Source organism: Maribacter chungangensis, from assembly GCF_042676845.1.
In the GTDB taxonomy this organism is placed as follows: domain Bacteria; phylum Bacteroidota; class Bacteroidia; order Flavobacteriales; family Flavobacteriaceae; genus Maribacter; species Maribacter chungangensis.
This window is the reverse complement of sequence record NZ_JBHTHY010000005.1, coordinates 106,471-126,884: the sequence shown is the minus strand read 5'-3', so window position 1 is coordinate 126,884 and position 20,414 is coordinate 106,471. Positions and strand designations below refer to the sequence as shown.

General features: G+C 40.0%; 17 protein-coding genes. 13 read left to right on the top strand and 4 right to left on the bottom strand.

The window, feature by feature from the left end:
* The first annotated feature begins 1,049 nt into the window (after positions 1 to 1,049).
* The gene (locus ACFQZJ_RS08105; protein ID WP_379933714.1) at positions 1,050 to 2,264 is read left to right on the top strand and encodes a VWA domain-containing protein; all 1,215 of its coding nucleotides are present in this window, start codon (positions 1,050 to 1,052) and stop codon (positions 2,262 to 2,264) included.
* Positions 2,265 to 2,520: 256 nt separating this feature from the next.
* Entirely contained in the window at positions 2,521 to 3,420 is a 900-nt protein-coding gene (locus ACFQZJ_RS08100) for a transposase (RefSeq protein WP_379933713.1), read from the top strand.
* Positions 3,421 to 3,550: 130 nt separating this feature from the next.
* Here the strand turns inward: ACFQZJ_RS08100 and ACFQZJ_RS08095 are convergent, their stop codons facing one another.
* On the bottom strand, positions 3,551 to 4,975 hold the full coding sequence (locus ACFQZJ_RS08095; protein WP_379933716.1) for an L-serine ammonia-lyase: 1,425 nt from the start codon (positions 4,973 to 4,975) through the stop codon (positions 3,551 to 3,553).
* Between the two features lie 212 nt (positions 4,976 to 5,187).
* Here ACFQZJ_RS08095 and dnaK point away from each other — a divergent pair, with 212 nt between their 5' ends.
* The gene (dnaK, locus tag ACFQZJ_RS08090; RefSeq protein WP_379933712.1) at positions 5,188 to 7,092 is read left to right on the top strand and encodes a molecular chaperone DnaK; all 1,905 of its coding nucleotides are present in this window, start codon (positions 5,188 to 5,190) and stop codon (positions 7,090 to 7,092) included.
* 104 nt (positions 7,093 to 7,196) lie between these two features.
* On the top strand, positions 7,197 to 8,120 hold the full coding sequence (locus ACFQZJ_RS08085) for a hypothetical protein (RefSeq protein ID WP_379933711.1): 924 nt from the start codon (positions 7,197 to 7,199) through the stop codon (positions 8,118 to 8,120).
* Positions 8,121 to 8,176: 56 nt separating this feature from the next.
* Here the strand turns inward: ACFQZJ_RS08085 and ACFQZJ_RS08080 are convergent, their stop codons facing one another.
* Both ACFQZJ_RS08080 and ACFQZJ_RS08075 read right to left on the bottom strand, forming a co-directional pair.
* The gene (locus ACFQZJ_RS08080) at positions 8,177 to 8,758 is read right to left on the bottom strand and encodes a GNAT family N-acetyltransferase (RefSeq protein WP_379933710.1); all 582 of its coding nucleotides are present in this window, start codon (positions 8,756 to 8,758) and stop codon (positions 8,177 to 8,179) included.
* 5 nt (positions 8,759 to 8,763) lie between these two features.
* On the bottom strand, positions 8,764 to 9,408 hold the full coding sequence (locus tag ACFQZJ_RS08075; RefSeq protein WP_379933709.1) for an alpha/beta hydrolase: 645 nt from the start codon (positions 9,406 to 9,408) through the stop codon (positions 8,764 to 8,766).
* 237 nt (positions 9,409 to 9,645) lie between these two features.
* Between ACFQZJ_RS08075 and ACFQZJ_RS08070 the strand changes: the two genes are divergently transcribed.
* The 9 genes from ACFQZJ_RS08070 (at position 9,646) to ACFQZJ_RS08030 (ending at position 19,590) form a co-directional block, all read left to right on the top strand.
* The gene (locus ACFQZJ_RS08070; protein ID WP_379933708.1) at positions 9,646 to 10,065 is read left to right on the top strand and encodes a PaaI family thioesterase; all 420 of its coding nucleotides are present in this window, start codon (positions 9,646 to 9,648) and stop codon (positions 10,063 to 10,065) included.
* A 1-nt stretch (position 10,066) separates the two neighbouring features.
* Positions 10,067 to 11,179, top strand: coding sequence for a chorismate-binding protein (locus ACFQZJ_RS08065; RefSeq protein WP_379933707.1), 1,113 nt, complete (start codon positions 10,067 to 10,069; stop codon positions 11,177 to 11,179).
* Between the two features lie 49 nt (positions 11,180 to 11,228).
* On the top strand, positions 11,229 to 12,980 hold the full coding sequence (gene menD / locus ACFQZJ_RS08060; protein ID WP_379933706.1) for a 2-succinyl-5-enolpyruvyl-6-hydroxy-3-cyclohexene-1-carboxylic-acid synthase: 1,752 nt from the start codon (positions 11,229 to 11,231) through the stop codon (positions 12,978 to 12,980).
* Between the two features lie 36 nt (positions 12,981 to 13,016).
* Positions 13,017 to 13,355 carry a DUF2853 family protein gene (locus tag ACFQZJ_RS08055; protein ID WP_379933705.1) on the top strand — a complete coding sequence of 113 codons (339 nt, stop codon included), beginning with the start codon at positions 13,017 to 13,019 and terminating at the stop codon, positions 13,353 to 13,355.
* A 115-nt stretch (positions 13,356 to 13,470) separates the two neighbouring features.
* Positions 13,471 to 14,307 (top strand): CvfB family protein, encoded by an 837-nt coding sequence (locus ACFQZJ_RS08050; RefSeq protein ID WP_379933704.1) that lies wholly within the window; start codon positions 13,471 to 13,473, stop codon positions 14,305 to 14,307.
* A 176-nt stretch (positions 14,308 to 14,483) separates the two neighbouring features.
* Complete coding sequence (locus tag ACFQZJ_RS08045) at positions 14,484 to 15,086, top strand: SPOR domain-containing protein (RefSeq protein WP_379933703.1); 603 nt, start codon at positions 14,484 to 14,486, stop codon at positions 15,084 to 15,086.
* Positions 15,086 to 15,994 carry a 1,4-dihydroxy-2-naphthoate octaprenyltransferase gene (gene menA / locus ACFQZJ_RS08040; protein WP_379933702.1) on the top strand — a complete coding sequence of 303 codons (909 nt, stop codon included), beginning with the start codon at positions 15,086 to 15,088 and terminating at the stop codon, positions 15,992 to 15,994. Before ACFQZJ_RS08045 ends, menA begins: the two co-directional genes overlap by 1 nt.
* A gap of 34 nt (positions 15,995 to 16,028) precedes the next feature.
* Complete coding sequence (locus ACFQZJ_RS08035) at positions 16,029 to 16,796, top strand: LytR/AlgR family response regulator transcription factor (protein ID WP_379933701.1); 768 nt, start codon at positions 16,029 to 16,031, stop codon at positions 16,794 to 16,796.
* 844 nt (positions 16,797 to 17,640) lie between these two features.
* A complete protein-coding gene (locus tag ACFQZJ_RS08030; RefSeq protein ID WP_379933700.1) occupies positions 17,641 to 19,590 on the top strand; it encodes a sensor histidine kinase in 1,950 nt (649 codons plus the stop codon).
* 3 nt (positions 19,591 to 19,593) lie between these two features.
* Here the strand turns inward: ACFQZJ_RS08030 and ACFQZJ_RS08025 are convergent, their stop codons facing one another.
* Complete coding sequence (locus ACFQZJ_RS08025) at positions 19,594 to 20,379, bottom strand: SDR family oxidoreductase (RefSeq protein ID WP_379933699.1); 786 nt, start codon at positions 20,377 to 20,379, stop codon at positions 19,594 to 19,596.
* Positions 20,380 to 20,414: the final 35 nt, after the last annotated feature.

Genomic DNA, 20,414 nt, shown 5'->3' with positions numbered 1-20,414 from the left:
AAAAGCACCGCAGAGCGCCTTATATGAATCCGTTTTTTTCGGGATTAATGACTTGTGCAACGGTTACCCGTGTTGTGCTTAGGTTTTTTTTTACTGCGAAGGAGTTTTGACCTATCCAAATTAGATTCCAACTCGTAGGTAATCTAATTGTATAACTTTTTAACGTTACTTTTTTCAGATTTGAATCCAAATAAAAGGTTCCGTTGATATTTTTCGGTCTCCATCCATCCTTTTTGATTGAAGGCACAGCGTTTATAAATTGTTGTTTCATTATCCGCGCCCGGGTGGAATTGGTCAATTGTCCAATATCCAACTAAGTCCGAGTTAGAGATTTTGTTTTCCTGACTAAGAACTATTGAAGCAAAAAAGAATAAAGAAATTGAGATTAATTTTTTCATATCAAAGTTGAACCAAGAATCATTCCAACTTAAGCACAACTAGTGCCTAATTTCCTTCCCTGTAATGAACCACTGGTTTCTTGAATCTAAAACCAGTTTAACTTCTAGATATCGCATAAAACAAATTTCTTTTTTACCCATTTGTCGTCATAAAATAGGACCGTAGCTAATGCTATGCTTAGATTTCATTCCTAAACCGAGGAAAAAATAATTCAAATTTTCAATACGACATTCAAAACTTAAATTGGTATAAATCATTCCTCTACGGCTGTGCCTAGGGGTTTCCGATGTACCTCTCTTTGGGAGAGGTCGGAACTGTATTTTTTTTTAGTTCCGGGTGGGGCAAAATATAAAATTTCGGTTTGGACCCTTTAGCCAAAATGAAACTGGCGAAATACCGCTACAACTCGCCTCGGGGATGGTCAGTTTCAAGAAATTTTTTATTTGTACTTGTTTTGCCTTTTTCCTAGGTTGAATCAAGTGTTTTCAAGGCTTTTGCCATTAGGAATGGGCAAAAGGCTTAAAATACCTACTCTTTCACAGTTCTTGAATAGTTCACTTTTATTGGGGTAAAACTTTTACTCAAAATTTGGCAAAAAATCACGCAACCTACCGGTAAGGAACCCATCTGTATATAAAAAGACAATCGCCATGAAACACACACACTTATTTCTTGCTTTTTTGATAATTGGTTTGCTGTTGGTATCCTGTGATAACGATGCTGCCGGGGACGAGTCCGTTTTGAGTGCTACCGAGGAAAGATCGGATGGGTCCGAAAGTTTTGCCTCAGATTCCGGTAGTGCTACCACGCCAACCGGTAACGGGAATGGCAACGGTACCGGTGGCGAAGCCGGATTGGTGACCGCAGCGGAGTGGAACGATTTGGACAACTGGAGCTTTTGGAAAGAGTTGTTGCAGACCGAAGACTTTGCGAACAAAGCCGATTTATGGAACTTTCACAATTTAAACAGGATTTCGGTGCTGGTAAAAAATGAAACAGGTGCACCCGTAAATGACACCCCCGTTAGCCTACAGAAAGACGGAACCATAATCTGGGAAGCGAAGACCGATAATTTTGGTACTGCGGAATTACTTATTGGATCGCGACAATCCATATCGGAGATAGCTATGGAGGACTATACCTTATTCATAGATAATAAAACCATGCCCACACCTGTTAAGCTTTTCGATGAAGGTATAAATGAGTTTGTGCTGGCCAACACCGATGCAGCGGGAACTAAGGTAGAACTGGCTTTTATTGTAGATGCCACCGGCTCCATGTCCGACGAGCTTGAGTTTTTAAAGAAAGATCTGTTGAGCGTTATTGAAAAGGTAGAGCAGGAATCGCCCAGCTTGGATATTATGACAGCCAGTGTTTTTTATAGGGATGAAGGTGACGATTATGTGGTAAAACATTCTGGATTTGCCAGCAGTACCAAGACCACTTTGGATTTTATAAGAGCACAGAGTGCCGATGGTGGAGGGGACTTCCCCGAGGCGGTTCATACGGCTTTAAATACCGCCTTGTCCGAGCTGCAATGGTCCGGTAGGGCCAGGACCAGAATAGCATTTTTGTTGTTGGATGCACCACCGCATAACAATACCAGTGTTATCGGTCAGCTTCAAAATGCCATTATGGAAGCCGCAAAGAAAGGAATAAAGATCATTCCGATAACGGCAAGCGGAATCGATAAGGAAACAGAGTATCTCATGCGTTCCTTCTCCATTGCAACAAATGGCACCTATGTGTTCATTACCAATGATAGCGGCATAGGAAATGACCATTTAGAAGCCAGTGTAGGGGAGTATCAGGTAGAGAAGCTAAACGATCTTATGGTGCGCTTGATTACCAAATATTCGGAATAATTTTAAAAATGCGGGAAATCGATTCGTTTGTCGGTTTGTTTTTATTGTATCATTCTGGGGGTAAATCCCTCGCCTTCAGGCGACGACTTTACTAGCCCCCAGAATAGTTATTGGTTAATAGTTATTGGTTAATAATGCGGACCAAGGGTTGAGAATGTTAAAAAACAAGTCCGATTTGTTGATAAAACAACGCCTCGAACTTGCGTAAATTATTGATATTCAGTAACTTGTATGTGATTTCAAACAACATATAAGTATGGATACCAACAAGGATTACAAGTTAGTCAAAATTTATTGTTATGTCAGCGAAAAGTATGAGGACTCGCTACAATATTCATGTCAGCGGTTCAGCAACAACAGCAAGCCAAAGCTCACCGACCAGGAAATAATGACCATATATCTGTTCGCCATGCACTATCAGGGTATTTTCAAGATAATGCAGATTCATCGCTTCGCGGTGGACTATCTAGGGGACTGGTTTCCCTGTCCGGGCAGCTATCAAGCCTTTAACAACAGGCTCAACAGGGTTTCCCACGTGATGAACTCCTTGGTAGGGTCGCTCTGTTCGGACTTTGTCCCCGAAGATATCGACGACGGGCTAAGCGTGCTGGACTCGATGCCGATAATAACCTGTTCCGGAAAGCGCACGGGCAAGGTGGCAACGGAAATCACCGATAAGGGATATTGCTCCACAAAGGGAATGTACTATTACGGGCTGAAGCTTCATGCCCTTGGGTTTCCCCGTCAGGGTCACCTTCCGCACCCGGAGCAGATCATGTTCACCCCTGCCTCGGTAAACGACCTTGCCCTTTACAAACAGGCATGGTCGGAGATACTGGGACGAACCTTCTTCGGCGACAAGATATACAATGACAAGATGTTCTTTCGCGATATGTCCGAAAGGTACGGCTCGCAAATGTTGACACCCGTAAAGGCCGTGAAGGGGATGCCGCAGGTACTCAAGGAATTCGACCGGGCCGCCAACGACCTTTATTCAAGGGCCGTCTCCAGAATAAGGCAGCCAATAGAATCATTGTTCAACCGGCTAATAGAAAAAGCGGATATCCAAAGGGCAAGCAAGGTCCGATCAACTAAAGGGCTTACTCTGCACGCTTACGGAAGACTGGCCGCAGCATTCATAACACTGTTATTTTAACCCTTGATTCGCATTAATAGTTATTTGTTATTAGGTCGTAAAATTTGGGGTTTCGTTTCTTTGGTCGGCTTTAGGCGAAATAAAACCCATCGGTCTTTAGGGAATGGTAGTTTAGTTAGCGCTTCAACAGCTAGCAATCACTTAAAAACACACCTACGGCCAGTCCGCCCTCGGAAGTTTCCTTGTATTTGGAACTCATATCCTGTGCGGTTTCCCACATCGTTTGTACGACCTTGTCCAAAGGTACTTTGGCTTCCTTGGGGTCGGAACCCAATGCGAGTTCCGCCGCATTGATCGCTTTTATTGCACCCATGGAATTGCGTTCAATACAAGGTATCTGCACCAAACCGCCAATAGGATCACAGGTAAGACCTAAATGATGTTCCATAGCTATTTCTGCAGCCATTAACACCTGTTCCGGTGTACCGCCCAGCAACTCGGTCAACGCTCCTGCGGCCATTGCGGACGAAACCCCGATCTCTGCTTGGCAACCGCCCATTGCAGCCGATATCGTGGCACCTTTCTTAAAAATACTTCCTATTTCGCCTGCTACTAATAGAAATTGTTTGATATGCTCGAAATTTCCTCCATGGTTCTCGATCACCAAATAATACATTAGTACGGATGGGATAACCCCTGCACTGCCATTTGTAGGTGCCGTTACTACCCTGCCAAGTGCTGCATTGACTTCGTTTACACTTAAGGCAAAACAACTTACCCATTGCAGAATTTGTCTAAACTTCACTTCGGTCTGCCGTATGGTCATGAGCCATTCTTGGGGATTGTTGTACGGTAAATTGCCTTTTAAACTATTGTGCATATCATAGGCCCGTCGCTTTACGTTAAGGCCACCGGGTAGTTTACCTTCGGTATGGCATCCGGTATACATACATTCCAGCATGGTATCCCAAATACGATTTATTTCCGTATCTATCTCTTTGTCGGTTCTTAGGGAGCGTTCGTTTTCCAAAACGATTTCCGAAATACTTTTTTGTTCTTGCTCACAGAAGGCCAATAACTCGGCACCTTTTTGTACCGGAAATGGAAAAGTTTTAAAGGCATCGTTCTTCTTTTTTGCATTTTTTCGTTCTTCCACCACCACAAATCCACCACCAATGGAATAGTAGGTTTTCGATTTTTTTTGTCCCGATGCAAGTATCGCTTCGAACTTTAATCCATTGGCATGAAAAGGAAGAAATTTTCGATGGAATATAATATGTACTTCAGGGTCGAACGGAATCCCTTTTTCATTCCCAAGTTTCAGCACCTTATTGTTTTTAATATCTTGTACTAGTGGATGAATATCTTTGATGGGTGTATACTCTGGATCGGCTCCCGATAATCCGAGCATTACCGCGTAATCAGTGGCGTGACCTTTTCCCGTCAAGGACAAAGAGCCGTACATATTTACGGTTACAGAGGCTATATCATTAAACAATCCTTTTTGGCGCAGTTCTGCTAGCCATCTTTCAGCAGCACGCCAAGGGCCCAAGGTATGGGAACTAGATGGGCCAACGCCTATTTTTAGCATGTCGAAAATACTAATACATTCAATTTGTAACATATTGCAGGATAATTGTTAGGCTAATTTACATAGAAGTTTGTTGGTTTCTCACAGTAAAATTTCCGTAATAAAAAAAACAATGTTCTAAGTACGCTTTTGTATGGGCTGTAGTGACATCCTGTCAGGTTGCTGGCACTTGGCATATTGTTTGTCAACTAGGTATTGGAATTAAGAAACAAGCACTAATATTTAAAATACATACAATGAGTAAAATTATAGGAATAGATTTGGGTACGACGAACTCCTGTGTCTCCGTAATGGAGGGTAACGAGCCAGTGGTAATTCCAAATGCAGAAGGAAAAAGAACAACGCCATCCGTTATCGCTTTTGTAGAAGGTGGCGAAATTAAAGTTGGCGACCCTGCAAAAAGACAAGCGGTAACCAACCCAAACAATACCATTTACTCCATAAAACGTTTTATGGGGAATAAATTTTCCGAATCGAGCAAGGAAGCGGATCGCGTACCTTACAAAGTGGTAAAAGGTGACAACGACACACCAAGGGTAGATATCAATGGGCGTTTGTACTCTCCGCAAGAATTATCCGCTATGATTCTTCAGAAAATGAAGAAAACCGCCGAGGACTATTTAGGACAGGACGTTACTAGAGCGGTTATTACCGTACCTGCCTATTTTAACGATGCACAAAGACAAGCTACTAAAGAAGCAGGCGAAATTGCCGGTCTTACCGTAGAACGTATCATCAATGAGCCAACTGCGGCATCTTTGGCATACGGAATGGATAAGAAATCTACAGATCAGAAAATCGTTGTTTTCGATTTTGGCGGGGGTACACATGATGTTTCTATTTTGGAACTAGGAGATGGTGTTTTTGAAGTACTTTCTACAGATGGGGATACGCACTTAGGTGGTGACGACGTTGACCAAAAAATTATCGATTGGTTGGCAGATGAGTTCAAGAAAGACGAGAGCATCGATTTACGTGATGACGCTATGGCGTTACAACGTTTAAGAGAGGCAGCTGAAAAAGCAAAAATTGAATTGTCGTCTTCTGCTCAGACCGAAATCAACCTTCCTTATGTTACGGCTACTGCAAGTGGGCCAAAGCACTTGGTACGCACATTAACGTTGGCAAATTTCAACAAATTGATAGATGATTTGGTAAAAAGAACTATCGAGCCTTGTCAAACTGCACTTAAAGCTGCCGGATTATCCAAAAGCGATATCGATGAAATTATCTTGGTAGGTGGATCAACCAGAATCCCTGCGGTACAGGAAGCGGTTGAGAAGTTTTTTGGCAAGAAGCCTTCGAAAGGAGTAAATCCCGATGAGGTTGTTGCGGTAGGTGCCGCCATACAAGGTGGTGTGTTAACAGGAGATGTTAAAGATGTATTGCTATTGGATGTTACACCATTGTCCCTAGGTATCGAGACCATGGGAAGTGTAATGACAAAGTTGATAGAGTCGAATACTACGATACCGACTAAAAAGTCTCAAGTATTTTCCACGGCGGCCGATAATCAGCCTTCGGTTGAAATTCACGTGTTACAAGGTGAGCGTCCCATGGCGAACGATAACAAAACAATAGGACGTTTTCATTTGGACGGTATTCCACCAGCAAAGAGAGGAACACCTCAAATTGAAGTAACTTTTGATATTGATGCAAACGGTATTATCAAGGTTTCCGCAACGGATAAGGCAACGAACAAATCACAGGATATTCGTATCGAGGCGTCTTCCGGATTGACCGAAGAGGAAATCAAGAAAATGAAGGCCGAAGCGGAGGCAAATGCGGAAGCGGACAAGAAAGCCAAGGAAACTGCGGATAAACTGAACGAAGCCGACGGAATGATTTTCCAAACGGAGAAGCAATTAGAAGAATTCGGGGATAAATTATCGGATGATAAGAAAAAACCTATCGAAGATGCCTTGGCCGAGTTAAAAACTGCTTATGAGTCTAAGGACTTAGCAGTGATAACCCCGGCATTGGACAAAATAAACGAAGCTTGGAAAGTGGCTTCCGAAGAAATGTACAAAGCTCAGGCAGATGCACAACAGGGTGGTGGTGCCCCACAAGGGGAGCCAACGGCAGATGCAGGTTCAGAACCTGATAATGTTGAAGACGTGGACTTCGAAGAAGTGAAGTAGTCTACCATATATAGTTTAGATAAAGGGCCGGATACATCCGGTCCTTTTTTAGTTTGGCAACTATTTTGTTTCTGCTTCTTGCAATAAAAAGTACCTTTGTAGCTATGTTAGATATTTGTTCCCGTTTTCTCTTAGTCCTGTTTGTAAGTAATGCTTGGCATTCTCATGCGCAAGAAATTGAACTGTTTACACTAAACGATTTTGACCTAAAGAATAATGTGAAAAAGTGTTTGGTGAGCACCAGTTACGGAAAGGAAGAATATGATTTTGATAGATCGGGACGTTTGACCAAGGCAATTACAAGATACAACGATGCAGATTACGATTTGGTTTCCTACATGTACAAAAATGGAGAGCTGGTAGAAAAAAGGTCTGAATCCTATCGGGACAATACCTTTGACCCAAGCACTTCCATAGCGCATTCATATACTTTGGACACCCTTGAAAACAGGAAAGTAACGGAGAAAATAGTGTCGTATGAAAACGAGTTTTTGGAACAATACGTTTACGAATACGATGACAATGGGGATTTGGTCAAAATCACTCGTTTAAATGATGAGGGTATTGACGAAACTTTGGTGGAGTACAAAAAGTATAAAGGTGAGTATACCGTTACCTATCGTATTAATAATGTACCCTTAAAATCGATTCGTACTTCTACCATCAAGAAAAAAAATGGGGCCATCCAAGAAGTGGTGTTGATCAAAGAGTTTTTAAGAGGAGAGGAAAATAAGGCCTTTGAAGAGGTGTTCGATGCCGATGGGAAACTCATAGCTAAGCAAGAATTTGAATACGCCGAGAAAGAAAAGACGTTTACCCCTACCGTACGAACGACTTATAGGTATGACGAAAACGATATGTTGGTCGAAGAGGTGGCAAAAGGCTTGAATACTACCGAAAAAAAAACCTATATCTATCAGTACGATAATAAAGAAGGCGGTAATTGGGTAAAACAGATTATAGCCCCCGAGAATTCGTACGTTACAAGAAAAATCACCTACTATGAGGAGGTGACATCGGAGGAGTAGGATAGTTGCCTACCCGCAATACTGCATAGCATATCTTTAGGTAGCAGTATGTGGTTTTAAACTTTAGAATCCAATCCTTTGAACTTACTAGCTTTTAATACGGCCCATTCTTCCTTAAGAATTCCGTAACAGCAGGAGCTCCTTCTAAATCCATTCTTAACGATCAAATTTTGTCTGAGAATGCCTTCTAGTCGAGCACCTAATTTTTCAACGGCTTTTCTTGATGCGATGTTTCTTTCGTCTATTCTAAATTCTACTTTGTAAAATTGTAAGGTCTCAAAAGCATGTGCGAGCATCAAGAATTTCATCTGGTGATTAAGGCCGGTTCCCTGCACGAGGGGAGAGATCCATGTCCACCCAATATGAAGCGTCTTGTTCTTAAAATCCATATTTCCAAATCTCGTACAACCTACTACCGTGTTGGTTGATCGGTCGTAAATAAGGTAAGGAATCGATTTTTGATGTTGGGCTTCTTTTAAGGCAACGTGTAGGTAGTCTTTTAATTTTTCCACGGTAGAAACATCGTTAGTTCCGTAGGCGTGTAGGTCTATTTGTGTTGCAATTGGCCAAAGTACTTGCCAATGCTTCATCTCAAGCGGAACGAGTTTTACACGGGAGTTTTCTAAAACGGTATGCATAGCGATCAAACCAAGGAGTTAATGATATCTTTTTTTATTTCGTGTCCGCCTTCAAAATGTATGGCTTTTGCCCTTCCCTTAAACAAGGATGTTGCTTTTTTTTCTTCCTCAACCATCCGCTCCGGGGTAATGTAGGCATCGTTGCTTCCCAGGATTATGGTTATTTCCGCTTCAGCAGTGGTCAAGTGTTCAAAACCTTCCGGACTAAGTTCCCTTGGCAGACCACCTGCATAAAGTATCAGTTTGTTGCATTGTATTTTCTGTAGGGCCACCCAACGGGTCGCTATGGAAACGCCTTGTGAGAAACCGAATACGATGAGTTTGCAATGTTCGGGAATTGATTCCGCGTTAAGTACGGCATTCATATATTGGATTAGATTTTCAGTTTCCTGCAGGGTGTCCTCCTTGGTAAGCCAGCTGGCCCCAACATGGCGGTAGGTGTCGTTTAGATAATATTTAGAAGGCGCCTGGGGAGCAATGATATAATTTTCTTCAGCATTTAATTCGTTAAAATATTTTAGGAAATACCGACTTAAATAGCCAATACCGTGAAAAACCACCCATACGTTTTTCGTTTTAGGATTTAGGGTGTTCAGTGTCGTGTAGGTGTTTTTTGTGGTGTAGGCAACTGTTTTGGTAGTGCTATTCATTCATTTTAAATTATAAATTAAATCCTGTAAATTCTGGTGCGATAACAATATCAAACCTAAGTATACCAGGTATTCCGTGGAACACAAACTCATAATATCTTCTACGGGTATAGGTCTTTCAATTTAAATTTTAAAACCTGAAACCTTGAACAAGAAACTTGAAAGCTTTCAAATGAAAGCTTAAACCTTTTTACGGGCACGTTGCTTTAGTATTCCTTAATTTTACAAAAAAACATTATGGATCACAAAGAAAAGATTTTAAATATATGCAATGCGTCTTCCAAGAATACGCTTATGGAAACTTTGGAGATTGAATACGTGGATGTGGGCGAGGATTTTTTGGTAGGACGAATGCCTGTAAACCCGCGTGTACATCAACCGGATGGGGTGTTGCACGGGGGTGCCATGGTAGCCCTTGCCGAGAGTGTTGGCAGTGCCGCATCCTATATTTTTCTAGATGCCCAGCAATTTGTAGTTAGAGGTATAGAGATATCTGCCAATCATGTAAAAAGCATCGTGTCCGGTCATGTTTTCGCTAAGGCCACCTTTATCCATAAAGGTAGGACTACACAATTATGGGATATCAAAATTACCGATGAAGCGGACCAATTGATTTCGGTGTGCAAATTAACGACCATCGCTTTACCAAGAACATAGTATGGTTGCCGATTTAATTGCCCGAGCCAAAATTCAATTAAAAAAGGAACTTCCCTTTGTTTTGTATAGCAAGCCAAAGGAGGCTGTTTTAAATGCTGTTTTTCAGGCTGATAATACGCTTCACGAGGTAGTGGATTACACGGAACAGGGTTTTGTCTTTGCTCCGTTCTTGGACCGTAAAAGTCCAGTGCTGTTAAAAGCGGATGAAGTCTCTAAGGTAACATTTGAAGTACCATTGCAACAAGCTACAGCTCCAATCCAAGAGGTTTCAAGTAATCCGGATGAGGAACAACGTTACATAGAATTGGTCCAAAAAGCAATTTTGGAAATACAGTCTGGTAATTGCAAGAAAATAGTGCTCTCCAGAACTATTCATGTCTCTCTTGACAAACCTATTTTTGTTGTTTTCAAAGAGCTTTTAAACACCTATTCGAACGCTTTCTGTTACCTCTGGTACCACCCAAAAGTCGGTTTGTGGTTAGGGGCTACTCCAGAAATTTTGGTGAAGACAAGTGGTCTGAACTTCACAACAATGTCCTTGGCTGGAACACAAAATAAAGAGGCAGGGCAGGAGCGCCCCGATTGGTCTTCCAAGGAGCTGCGGGAGCAGCAATATGTTACGGATTATATCGCGGGGATATTGGCTCATAGAGCAACAGATGTGCTCGTTAACGATGTAGAAACCATAAGTGCCGGTCATCTTTGGCATTTAAGGTCCAAAATAACCGGTAGGTTTTATAAAGGTATGTTCAAGGACTTGATAACCGCGTTGCATCCGACGCCTGCGGTCTGTGGATTGCCCTTAGGGGGTTCCAGGCGTTTTATTCTCGAAAATGAGAACTACCAACGTACCTACTACACGGGGTTTTTGGGCGAACTGAACTTTAAGAAGGAAACAGCTCGAAACAGAAACCGTAAAAACCAAGAAAATAGCGCGTACCGGTCGGTCGTAACGACTTCCGAACTTTTTGTAAACCTTAGGTGTATGCAGAAAGTAAAGGATTCTGTTATCATTTATGTGGGTGGTGGCATTACGGCAGATTCCGAGCCTAGAAGCGAGTGGTCGGAAACAGAGAGCAAGGCACAGACCATGTTGCGTTTGTTGGCTACATAAACTAACAAGCATTGGGTTAAGTTGGCAACAGGTCGTATTTTTGTACCGCATGAAATATTCTTCCATTCCCTTAGCGCAGACCGTAGTAGCTCAATGTAAGAAAAACGGTATTTCAAATATTGTTATCTCGCCCGGTTCCAGAAATGCCCCGTTGACGATTTCTTTTTCAGAGGATTCGTTTTTTACCTGTTATAGTATTGTGGACGAACGTTGTGCGGCCTTTTTTGCCTTGGGCATGGCACAGAACCTTAAAAAGCCCGTAGCAGTTGTATGTACATCGGGGAGCGCTTTGCTGAACTACTACCCAGCGGTTACTGAAGCGTTTTATAGCGAAATACCATTGGTGGTTATCTCTGCCGATAGACCTTCCTATAAAATTGATGTCGGTGACGGACAGACCATTAGACAGGATGATGTATTTCACAGGCATATTGGATATTCCGCTAACCTAAAGCAAGATGTTTCACATGCAACGGACCGCATCTTACGCTACAGGCCCCAATGGTTGGAGGATAAGGAAATAAACGCTTTACAGGAGCAAATACAAGGATTTAATGATGTGGAGCTACAGCGTGCGTTACAAGTTGCGCAGCAAGAATTTCTGCCTATTCATATAAACGTTCCGTTCGAAGAGCCTTTGTACAATTTCGTTGACGAGGCTACAGTGTCCCCAATATCTGATTTTTTGCCCGAGAAAAAAAGGTGCGCAATTGCACTGGATTCCTTCAAGGAAATTTGGCGCAACGCATCTCGTAAAATGGTATTGGTGGGCGTAAACGATCCCGATCTGGTGGAGCAAGGTTTATTGGATGCCTTGGCGTCGGACCCTTCGGTAATGGTATTCACTGAGTGCACCTCTAACCTTCATCATCCCAATTTCTTTAATAGTATAGATGCGTTGGTGGCGCCCATAGAATTGTCCGAAAATAAAGGAGCACTATTTAGAAGTTTACAGCCAGAAATATTACTAACGTTTGGAGGACTTATCGTATCAAAAAAAATTAAGGCTTTTCTACGCGAGTATGGTCCAAAATACCATTGGCATGTTGGTGAAAAACGTGCGAACGACACTTTTTTTTGTTTGGATAGTCACATAAAGAGACCTATTAATAGCGTATTAAGTGAGTTTTATTCGGAACATAATTACCAAGAAAGTACATACTTTGCTTTTTGGAATACTATAAGATTAGGGTATTTGGAAAAAAGGACGACCTACTTAAAGCAAGTTCCATTTTCCGATTTTACTGTTTTTAACTCGGTTCTCAGTCATATTCCGGGGAAGTATCAGTTACAGCTAGCAAATAGTTCTACCGTTAGGTATGCTCAACTATTTGATATAGACGAATCGGTTCAGGTATTTTGTAATAGAGGTACCAGTGGTATCGATGGAAGTACATCTACGGCGATTGGAGCATCGATGTATAACAAAAACCCAACCCTATTAATTACAGGGGATTTAAGTTTTTTCTACGACAGTAACGCTTTGTGGAATAATTACATCAGAAAGGATTTTAGGATTATACTGGTAAATAATAGCGGAGGGGGAATTTTTAGAATATTACCCGGGAAAGAAGATTCAGAAAATTTTGAACGTTTTTTTGAAACAAAACATGAGCTAAATGCTTCTGCCCTTTGTAAAATGTTTGGATTTGATTACCGTAGTGCGGCGGACGATACTTCCTTACAAGAAGGATTGACGGGATTTTTTGAGGGTTCCGAAACTCCTATATTACTCGAAATTCACACCCCCAGATTATTGAATAATAAAATTTTGATGGATTACTTTCATTTTATATCTTAGAGGGCTATTAACTATTAATAATTAACACTAAAAATTATGAGTAAACGTGATGATTTGATTCAAAAGTACGCTGCGGACATTAAAGACAAGTTCGGTGAAAGCGCGGATATGGATTTACTAACAAAAGTAACGATTGGTTTAGGCCCATCTATTTATAATTTGGATGCGTCTAAGGTTTCTGGTGGTGACGAGAAAGAGCTAGAAACGGTAAAGAACAATTATCTTATTAAAAAACTAGGTATGGACGATAGCCCAAAGCTAATGGATGCCATTAAAACCGTTATGGATAAATATGGGTCCTCTAATAAGAACAAGCATAGAGCTGTAGTTTATTATATGTTGTGCAAGCATTTTGATAAGGCATCCATTTACTAGTAAAAAAAATATAGGAGTTAAAAAGCTGTTTCCTCGGAAACAGCTTTTTTAGTTTCCGAAATAACTTAAGTATTGATATTGTGGTCTTGCGGAATATTAAATGTAATTTTGTAGCATGATCGAGTTAGGTAAAAAAAATACGTTAGAAATCCTAAGGGATACCAGTGTAGGGCTTTTTTTAGGGGACGAAGAAGGCAACGATGTGCTATTGCCCAATAAATATGTTCCGGAAGGTTATGAGATAGGACAGACCCTTGAGGTGTTTTGTTACTTGGATTATGATGAACGCCCTGTTGCCACTACCTTGGAACCCTATATTATGTTAGGGGAGTTTCGGTTGCTGCAAGTAGCCGAAATTAATGAATTTGGCGCTTTTATGCAGTGGGGCCTGGAAAAACATCTTTTGGTTCCCTTTAGGGAGCAACGGGAAAAGATGAAAGAGGGCCAATGGTACGTAGTGCACTGTTATTTGGATAACCGCAGCGGTAGGTTGGTAGCCTCCAATAAGTTGGATAAATTCTTAAGTAACGACAACTTGGAATTTAGGGAATGGGACGAAGTGGATTTGGTGGTAACCAGACAAACCGATCTAGGTTGGGAGGTAATAGTAAACGAAAAGCACAAAGGTCTGGTATATTTCAACGAAGTGTTTAAAACAATTAACATAGGGGATGTACTACCAGGTTGTGTAAAGACTATTAGAAAGGATAATAAAATAGACATTTCCCTACAGCCTTTGGGAAGTAGGGTATTGGAGCCGGCGGCAAACAAGATTTATAGTGTAATTAAAGAACAAGGCGGATTTTTGGGACTACACGACAAATCTAGCCCCGACGAAATAAGGGATGTGATGCAAATGAGCAAAAAAACCTTCAAAAAAGGCTTGGGTACCTTGTACAAGGCTAGAAAGATCCAGCTAGAAGGTAATGGTGTTCGTTTACTAGAAGACTGATTCGCGTACAATTGAATTCTCAAAGGCTTGGATTTCAGTTTTATGCGTGGTAATTCATGGTATTTTTGTTGGTGTACTGCGTTGGAACGTTTATTTTTACAGAATAAGCGAAAAATTTCAACTATACATTTATATTTTGCTTACATTTAATTAGTTTAGTCTTAAAACAACTTCGGATGCCGTTTATAGAAGAAAGTGATTTATTGGAACTTCATAAAGACGTTGATAAGGCCCAGATTATCAATGAACGTTTATTGGATCAAATTAAGTACAAGAACAAAGAGCTTAAGAGAAGTAAGATCCAACGCAATATTTTTGCAGGTGTAACCATGTTTTTTTTAATCGGTGGCTTGGCCGTTGGTTCCATGGCTACAGGCTGGAGCATGGGTAACAACTACGAAAGGCAGAATAATAATTTATTGGTGTCCATTGATAGTTTGGATGCCATCAAAACACGAATTGATAATTTAAAAGTACAGAACGCAGAGTTAAGTCTGGTAAAGGAGTTTTATTTGGCAAAAGAGTTTTTGGAGAAGGAGAAAATTTATTCTGTTCAGGTAAAGTCCTTTGTAGACAATAATATTACCTTGGCTTCCGAAGCGCTTACGAATACCCTTTTTGTAAAAACAAATCCTTTCTATTCCTATTCTCTTGGTAATTTTGAAACGCTGGCAGAGGCACAGTCCTTTAGAAAGCAATTGGTAGATTTGGGCTTTGAGGATGCTTTTGTTGCTTCTTATAAAGAAGGTAAACGACTTCAAATAGAGGACCCGTACTAGTGACTGCATTTAAAGTTTGGCTCAATGCTGCCAGACCAAGAACACTTCCCCTTTCCGTTTCGGGAATTTTGGTAGGTACGGCTATGGCAAGCATGTACGGTCAAATAAACAATACTATATTTTTTATCGCTATCCTAACGACCATTGGTTTTCAGGTGACTTCAAATTTTGCCAATGACTATGGTGACGGTGTTAAGGGTACCGATAACGATAATAGGATAGGGCCCAAAAGGGTCCTGCAGAGTGGCCTATTGACGCGTAAGGCACTTAAAAATGGGATTATGGTTTCCGTTGCAATCAACCTAATCCTTGTACTATGTTTATTATATGTTTCCTTTGGACACGATAATGTATACTGGGGTATTTTATTTTTATTTTTAGGGGGATTTAGCATTTGGGCCGCAATAAAGTATACGGTTGGTGATTCAGCCTATGGATATAGAGGATTGGGAGATATTTTTGTTTTTGTTTTCTTTGGTTTGGTAGGGGTATTGGGGAGTATGTTTTTGTACATTAAGACCATTCCTTTGGTTGCTTTGCTACCAGCGATCAGTATTGGCTTATTAAGCGTTGGGGTCCTTAATCTCAATAATTTAAGGGATGTGGAGTCGGATAGACTTGCTGGTAAGAATACCGTGGTCGTTAAAATGGGTTTTGCAAAAGGAAAATTGTACCACACGTTGCTGTTGATGCTATCATTTGTTTGTACTGGCGTATTTATTGTTTTTACTTTTGACAAGTATGTTCAATTTATTTGTCTGGTTGCTTACGTCCCAATTTTTATTCATTTAAGGTTTGTAAGTAAAACAGGGAGTCCACAACTATTGGATCCAGAACTTAAAAAATTAGCATTGAGTACCTTCCTATTGGCTATCCTATTTTATTTTAGTTATATTTATTTTTTGTAATTTTGAATGTCAACCATCTAAACCATAAATAACTTTGGAACAAGCTATTAAAATACTCATAGTTGAGGACAATGTCATCATTGCAGATGATATGCAGTCGATGTTGGAGGAAATTGGCTATGAAATAGTGGATAACGTCATCGTTTACGAGCAAGCTATTGAGGTATTAAAATCACAGCAGGTAGATCTTGTTTTGATAGATATAATTTTGGCCTCGGATAAAACAGGGATAGACTTGGGCAAACATATTCGGGAGAATTATGACATTCCTTTCATATTCGTTACTTCCAACTCGGACAGGGCTACCGTAGAAAATGCCAAAACGGTAAAGCCCAACGGTTATTTGGTAAAGCCTTTTGAACAACAAGATCTCTATACTTCCATAGAGATAGCACTGTCGAATTTTATTTATGGAAAGCAAGCCGCCACTAAAGATTCCAAAGTGGGCGGGGATGAATCAGAGGATAATGTGGCAATGTCCAATTCTATTTTAAAGGATTCTATTTTTGTAAAAAAGCAACACCTTTATTATAGGATTCAGTTTGGTGATATCCATTTTATTAAAGCGGATAATGTTTACTTGGAGGTGAATACTGCGGACAAGAAGTTTTTGGTAAGATCTCCGTTAAAGGATTATTTGGAAAAACTTCCCAAGAACAAGTTTTACCGCGCACATAAATCCTATATTGTTAACGTAGACCATATAGATGCAATTAATTCTAAGGACATCATGATCAACAATACCTTAATTCCGATTTCTAAGGATTTTAAGGAGTTTATTATTTCGGCAATGAATTCGTAACCTGTTTTTCAAACCTTATCCATCATAAACCACGTGTAAACCTTCCGGCCATTGGACTGGTTGCTCTAGGCCTTTGGTAATATTTTTTACTGGTTTTCTTCCCAAACCCTCATAGGATTCGAATCCATTTTTCATTGGCACCGCCAAAGGGTTTGATGATTCGAGGCTTGCTTCGAAATTAAATATCGTTTTCTTATGTAATGCCTCGTGGGCTTGCCCCAAGGTAGTTTACTTTCTTTTGTAACATTACCATCACTAAAACGAAGTAATACCGGTTCGCGTTTGAAATTCAGCCAAAGAAATTGAATTGTTTTTTTGGCCTGCTAAAAAGATAAATCAGGCATAGCCTAGCTACCGCTTATTTTTATTTTGAAGTAGGATGTGAAAAGAGACGATGTATCGGCTTTTTTTCAATTGGGAAATGGTATAAGTACTTTGTTTAGGTACTAAGTTCAGTTGTTACTTTACGGATTTGATTTAATGTTTTCGGATTAGTGCCGCTCACAACAGAATTTACTACTTACACAACAATATGGTAACACATGCGGCGGTTTATCATATTTTTGCTTAGGTAAAATATGGTGTGCCATAACAGGAACAATAATTATTTGGAATAATATTTAAGTATTTGAAATATAGATGTTTAGATTTATATTTTGATTTTATTAATTTAATTTTAGACGAGGTATTAGGTAAAATTGGAGGGTTAAACTTACGTATTGTCTTCCAAGAATGCCTGTTAGTGCTTTTTATGAAATTTGCATCACAACAAAAAAATAACAAAACCAAGGAATATCCTTATGTTTGGTGCAGTCTTGTATATGATATGAAAATAGTTGTTTATTTGAGGACAGTAACAATTTTGTTCGCCCTTCTTTTCGGTGGCGTCTTGCATTCTCAAGATGTTGTTTCTCAAGAGAATGACTTCTTTAAAACATTCAAGGAGCTACAAGGTGGTAAGGAGCGGTCCAAATTCTTTTTCGAAACACAAAATCGATATGCTAAAAATTCCGCCTACGATTGGTTGGATTCCGTTAATGTTTACCTTAATACTGCACAAAAAACCAATGATTCCTTAGCTGTAGTCGATTACCAATTGATACAGTCCCAAATTTATTATGATTTAGGGGACTATGAGAAAAGCTTGGCCATTACAAAAAGTCTTTACGATGAGTTAGATCGTTTTAATTTGGATACGAAGACCATTATTTTGGATTTAATGGATACCAATTATTCCAAACTAGAACTATATGAAAGACAATTTGAAATACGAAGTAACAAGCGAGAACTAGGGCTAACCGAAAACATTATGTTTTATGATATTTATTCCAATCTAGGACAATATCGTAAGGCTATGAAGGATTACATAGCGGAACAAAAAAACCTTATTGACGAGAGTGATTTTTATGAAAAGGCCGTTTATAACAACAATGTCGGAAACTATCTTCGATTGGACAAATCGGTACCAACTGCCTTAACGTATTTCAAAAAGGCAAATGCTTTTATGGATGTCTATTTTAACGATATCCTTGAGGATAGAAGCGAACAAGAGCTGGTTGCCGCCCATGTTTTAAAAGGGAAGATATTAGGGAATATTGGGAAGTGTCATGTGTTGGACAAGGACTATAAAAAGGCCATTCCTTTTTTGGAAGAAAGTGTAGCGACAATTAACGAATACAATAAAGGTAAATTCTCCTCGGATTTAATTGAAAACGCCTTGGAGTTGGCCGGTTGTTATTTGCAATTGGGGGATTATGACAAAGTTACGGATTACTTAATTCAAATAGATGAGCCCAAAAAGGCTGCCAATATTATTAAAAAGAATAGAATTTCAGCGGCGCTTTATGATAGAACGGAAGATTATAAAACAGCTAATGAATATTTAAAACGTAATGTACGGATAAGGGATTCTATTGAAGAAAATGACTCTAAGATTATCAATCAGCAACTTACTGCGGTGCTTAACCAAAATTTGGAAAACTCCAGAAGTATGTTGGAAAAGCAAAAACTGGCGCTTGAAAAATCCCGAATAGATATTATCGAAAAGGATAAGAGTATCAGTTTAGTCTTTATTTCACTAGTGTTTACCTTACTTGGTTTCGCAGGTTTGGTATATGCTTATTTAAAGAGTATTAAGAACCAAAGGCTCATTGCCGAGCAAAAGCACATTATAGAAAATTCGCTGGTAGAAAAAGACTCCTTGTTAAAGGAGATACATCACCGTGTAAAAAATAATCTGCAGATGGTGTCTAGCTTACTTAGCTTGCAGACCAAAAACACAAGAAGCAAGGCCGCAATTGCAGCTTTGGAAGAAGGTAAGAGTAGGGTTAAGGCAATGGCACTAATTCATCAGAAGCTATACCAAAACGATGATTTGTCGGTAATTGAAATGCAGGGCTACATAGAAAGCCTTATTAATAGTGTGCAGTCGGTTTATAAGAAGGGGGGGCATAATATTAATATCACTATTGATGCAGAAGGGGTGGAATTGGATATTGATCGTGCTATCCCATTTGGTTTAATACTTAATGAACTGGTCTCCAACTCTTTTAAGTACGCCTTTCCTAACGATGAGGATAACGGCAAAATATATATCCATTTACGGAAAATAAATGGACAGGAAGGGTTTTTTGAGTATACCGATAATGGGGTAGGGCTTCCGGAAGATACCGAGGAACGTGCAAATTCCTCTATGGGTATACGCTTAATGAACAGGTTGGCAAATCAATTGCAGACCAACTTAAATACAGATAGGACCTCGGATGGGGTTCGTTTTTGGTTTAATTTTAAATAGGGTTTAGCGCACGGCACTTTTTAAAACTACGCTGTGCAAAAGTTTTGGAACTATTCTTTTGAGATATATCGCAAAAATTTCTTTACCACCAATATAGGCTTCGAATTTCTTTTTGTCCATAGCGCGTATAATCCGTTTTGCACAGGTTGCTACCGGTAGTCCATTTGCTGTAGCTTCATCTTGTTTTTCTTGTGCGCTCCCGTCAGCTGTCAGTGCATTTTTAGCAACATTGGTTTGAATAAATCCAGGACAGATAAGCGTAACGTCTATATTGTCTTTTTCATGTTCCATACGCAAGACATCAAAGAAACCGTGAAGGGCATGCTTGGCTCCGCAGTATCCGGAACGGTAGGGCGATCCAAACTTACCCATTAAACTGGTCACGGTAACAAAATGCCCTTGTTTTTCGGTAATAAAATGCGGCAATAGCGCATTGGTTAGTTGTATTGTTCCCAGGTAGTTAACGTCTATCATCTTTTTAAAAACTTCAAATTTAGTTTCCGCTATTAACGAACGCTGGCTAATACCTCCATTATTGATCAGTACATCAATTTTCCCATGTATTGCAATTGCTTGTTCGGCAATGTGGGGGAGTGCATCAAAATCGGAAAGATCCAAAGGAAGAATGGCAACCTTCTCCGGAAATTCACAGTTTAGTCTTACGAGTTCCAATGCCTCTTTTCTTCTTGCGGATACTATGAGTTTGTTTCCATTTTTATTAAGCTGATATGCCAAAGCTTCTCCAATTCCGGAGGATGCTCCGGTAATCCAAATAATTTTTTCCTTCATCCTTTGCTTCTATTTCCATTAAAGACTTAAAATAT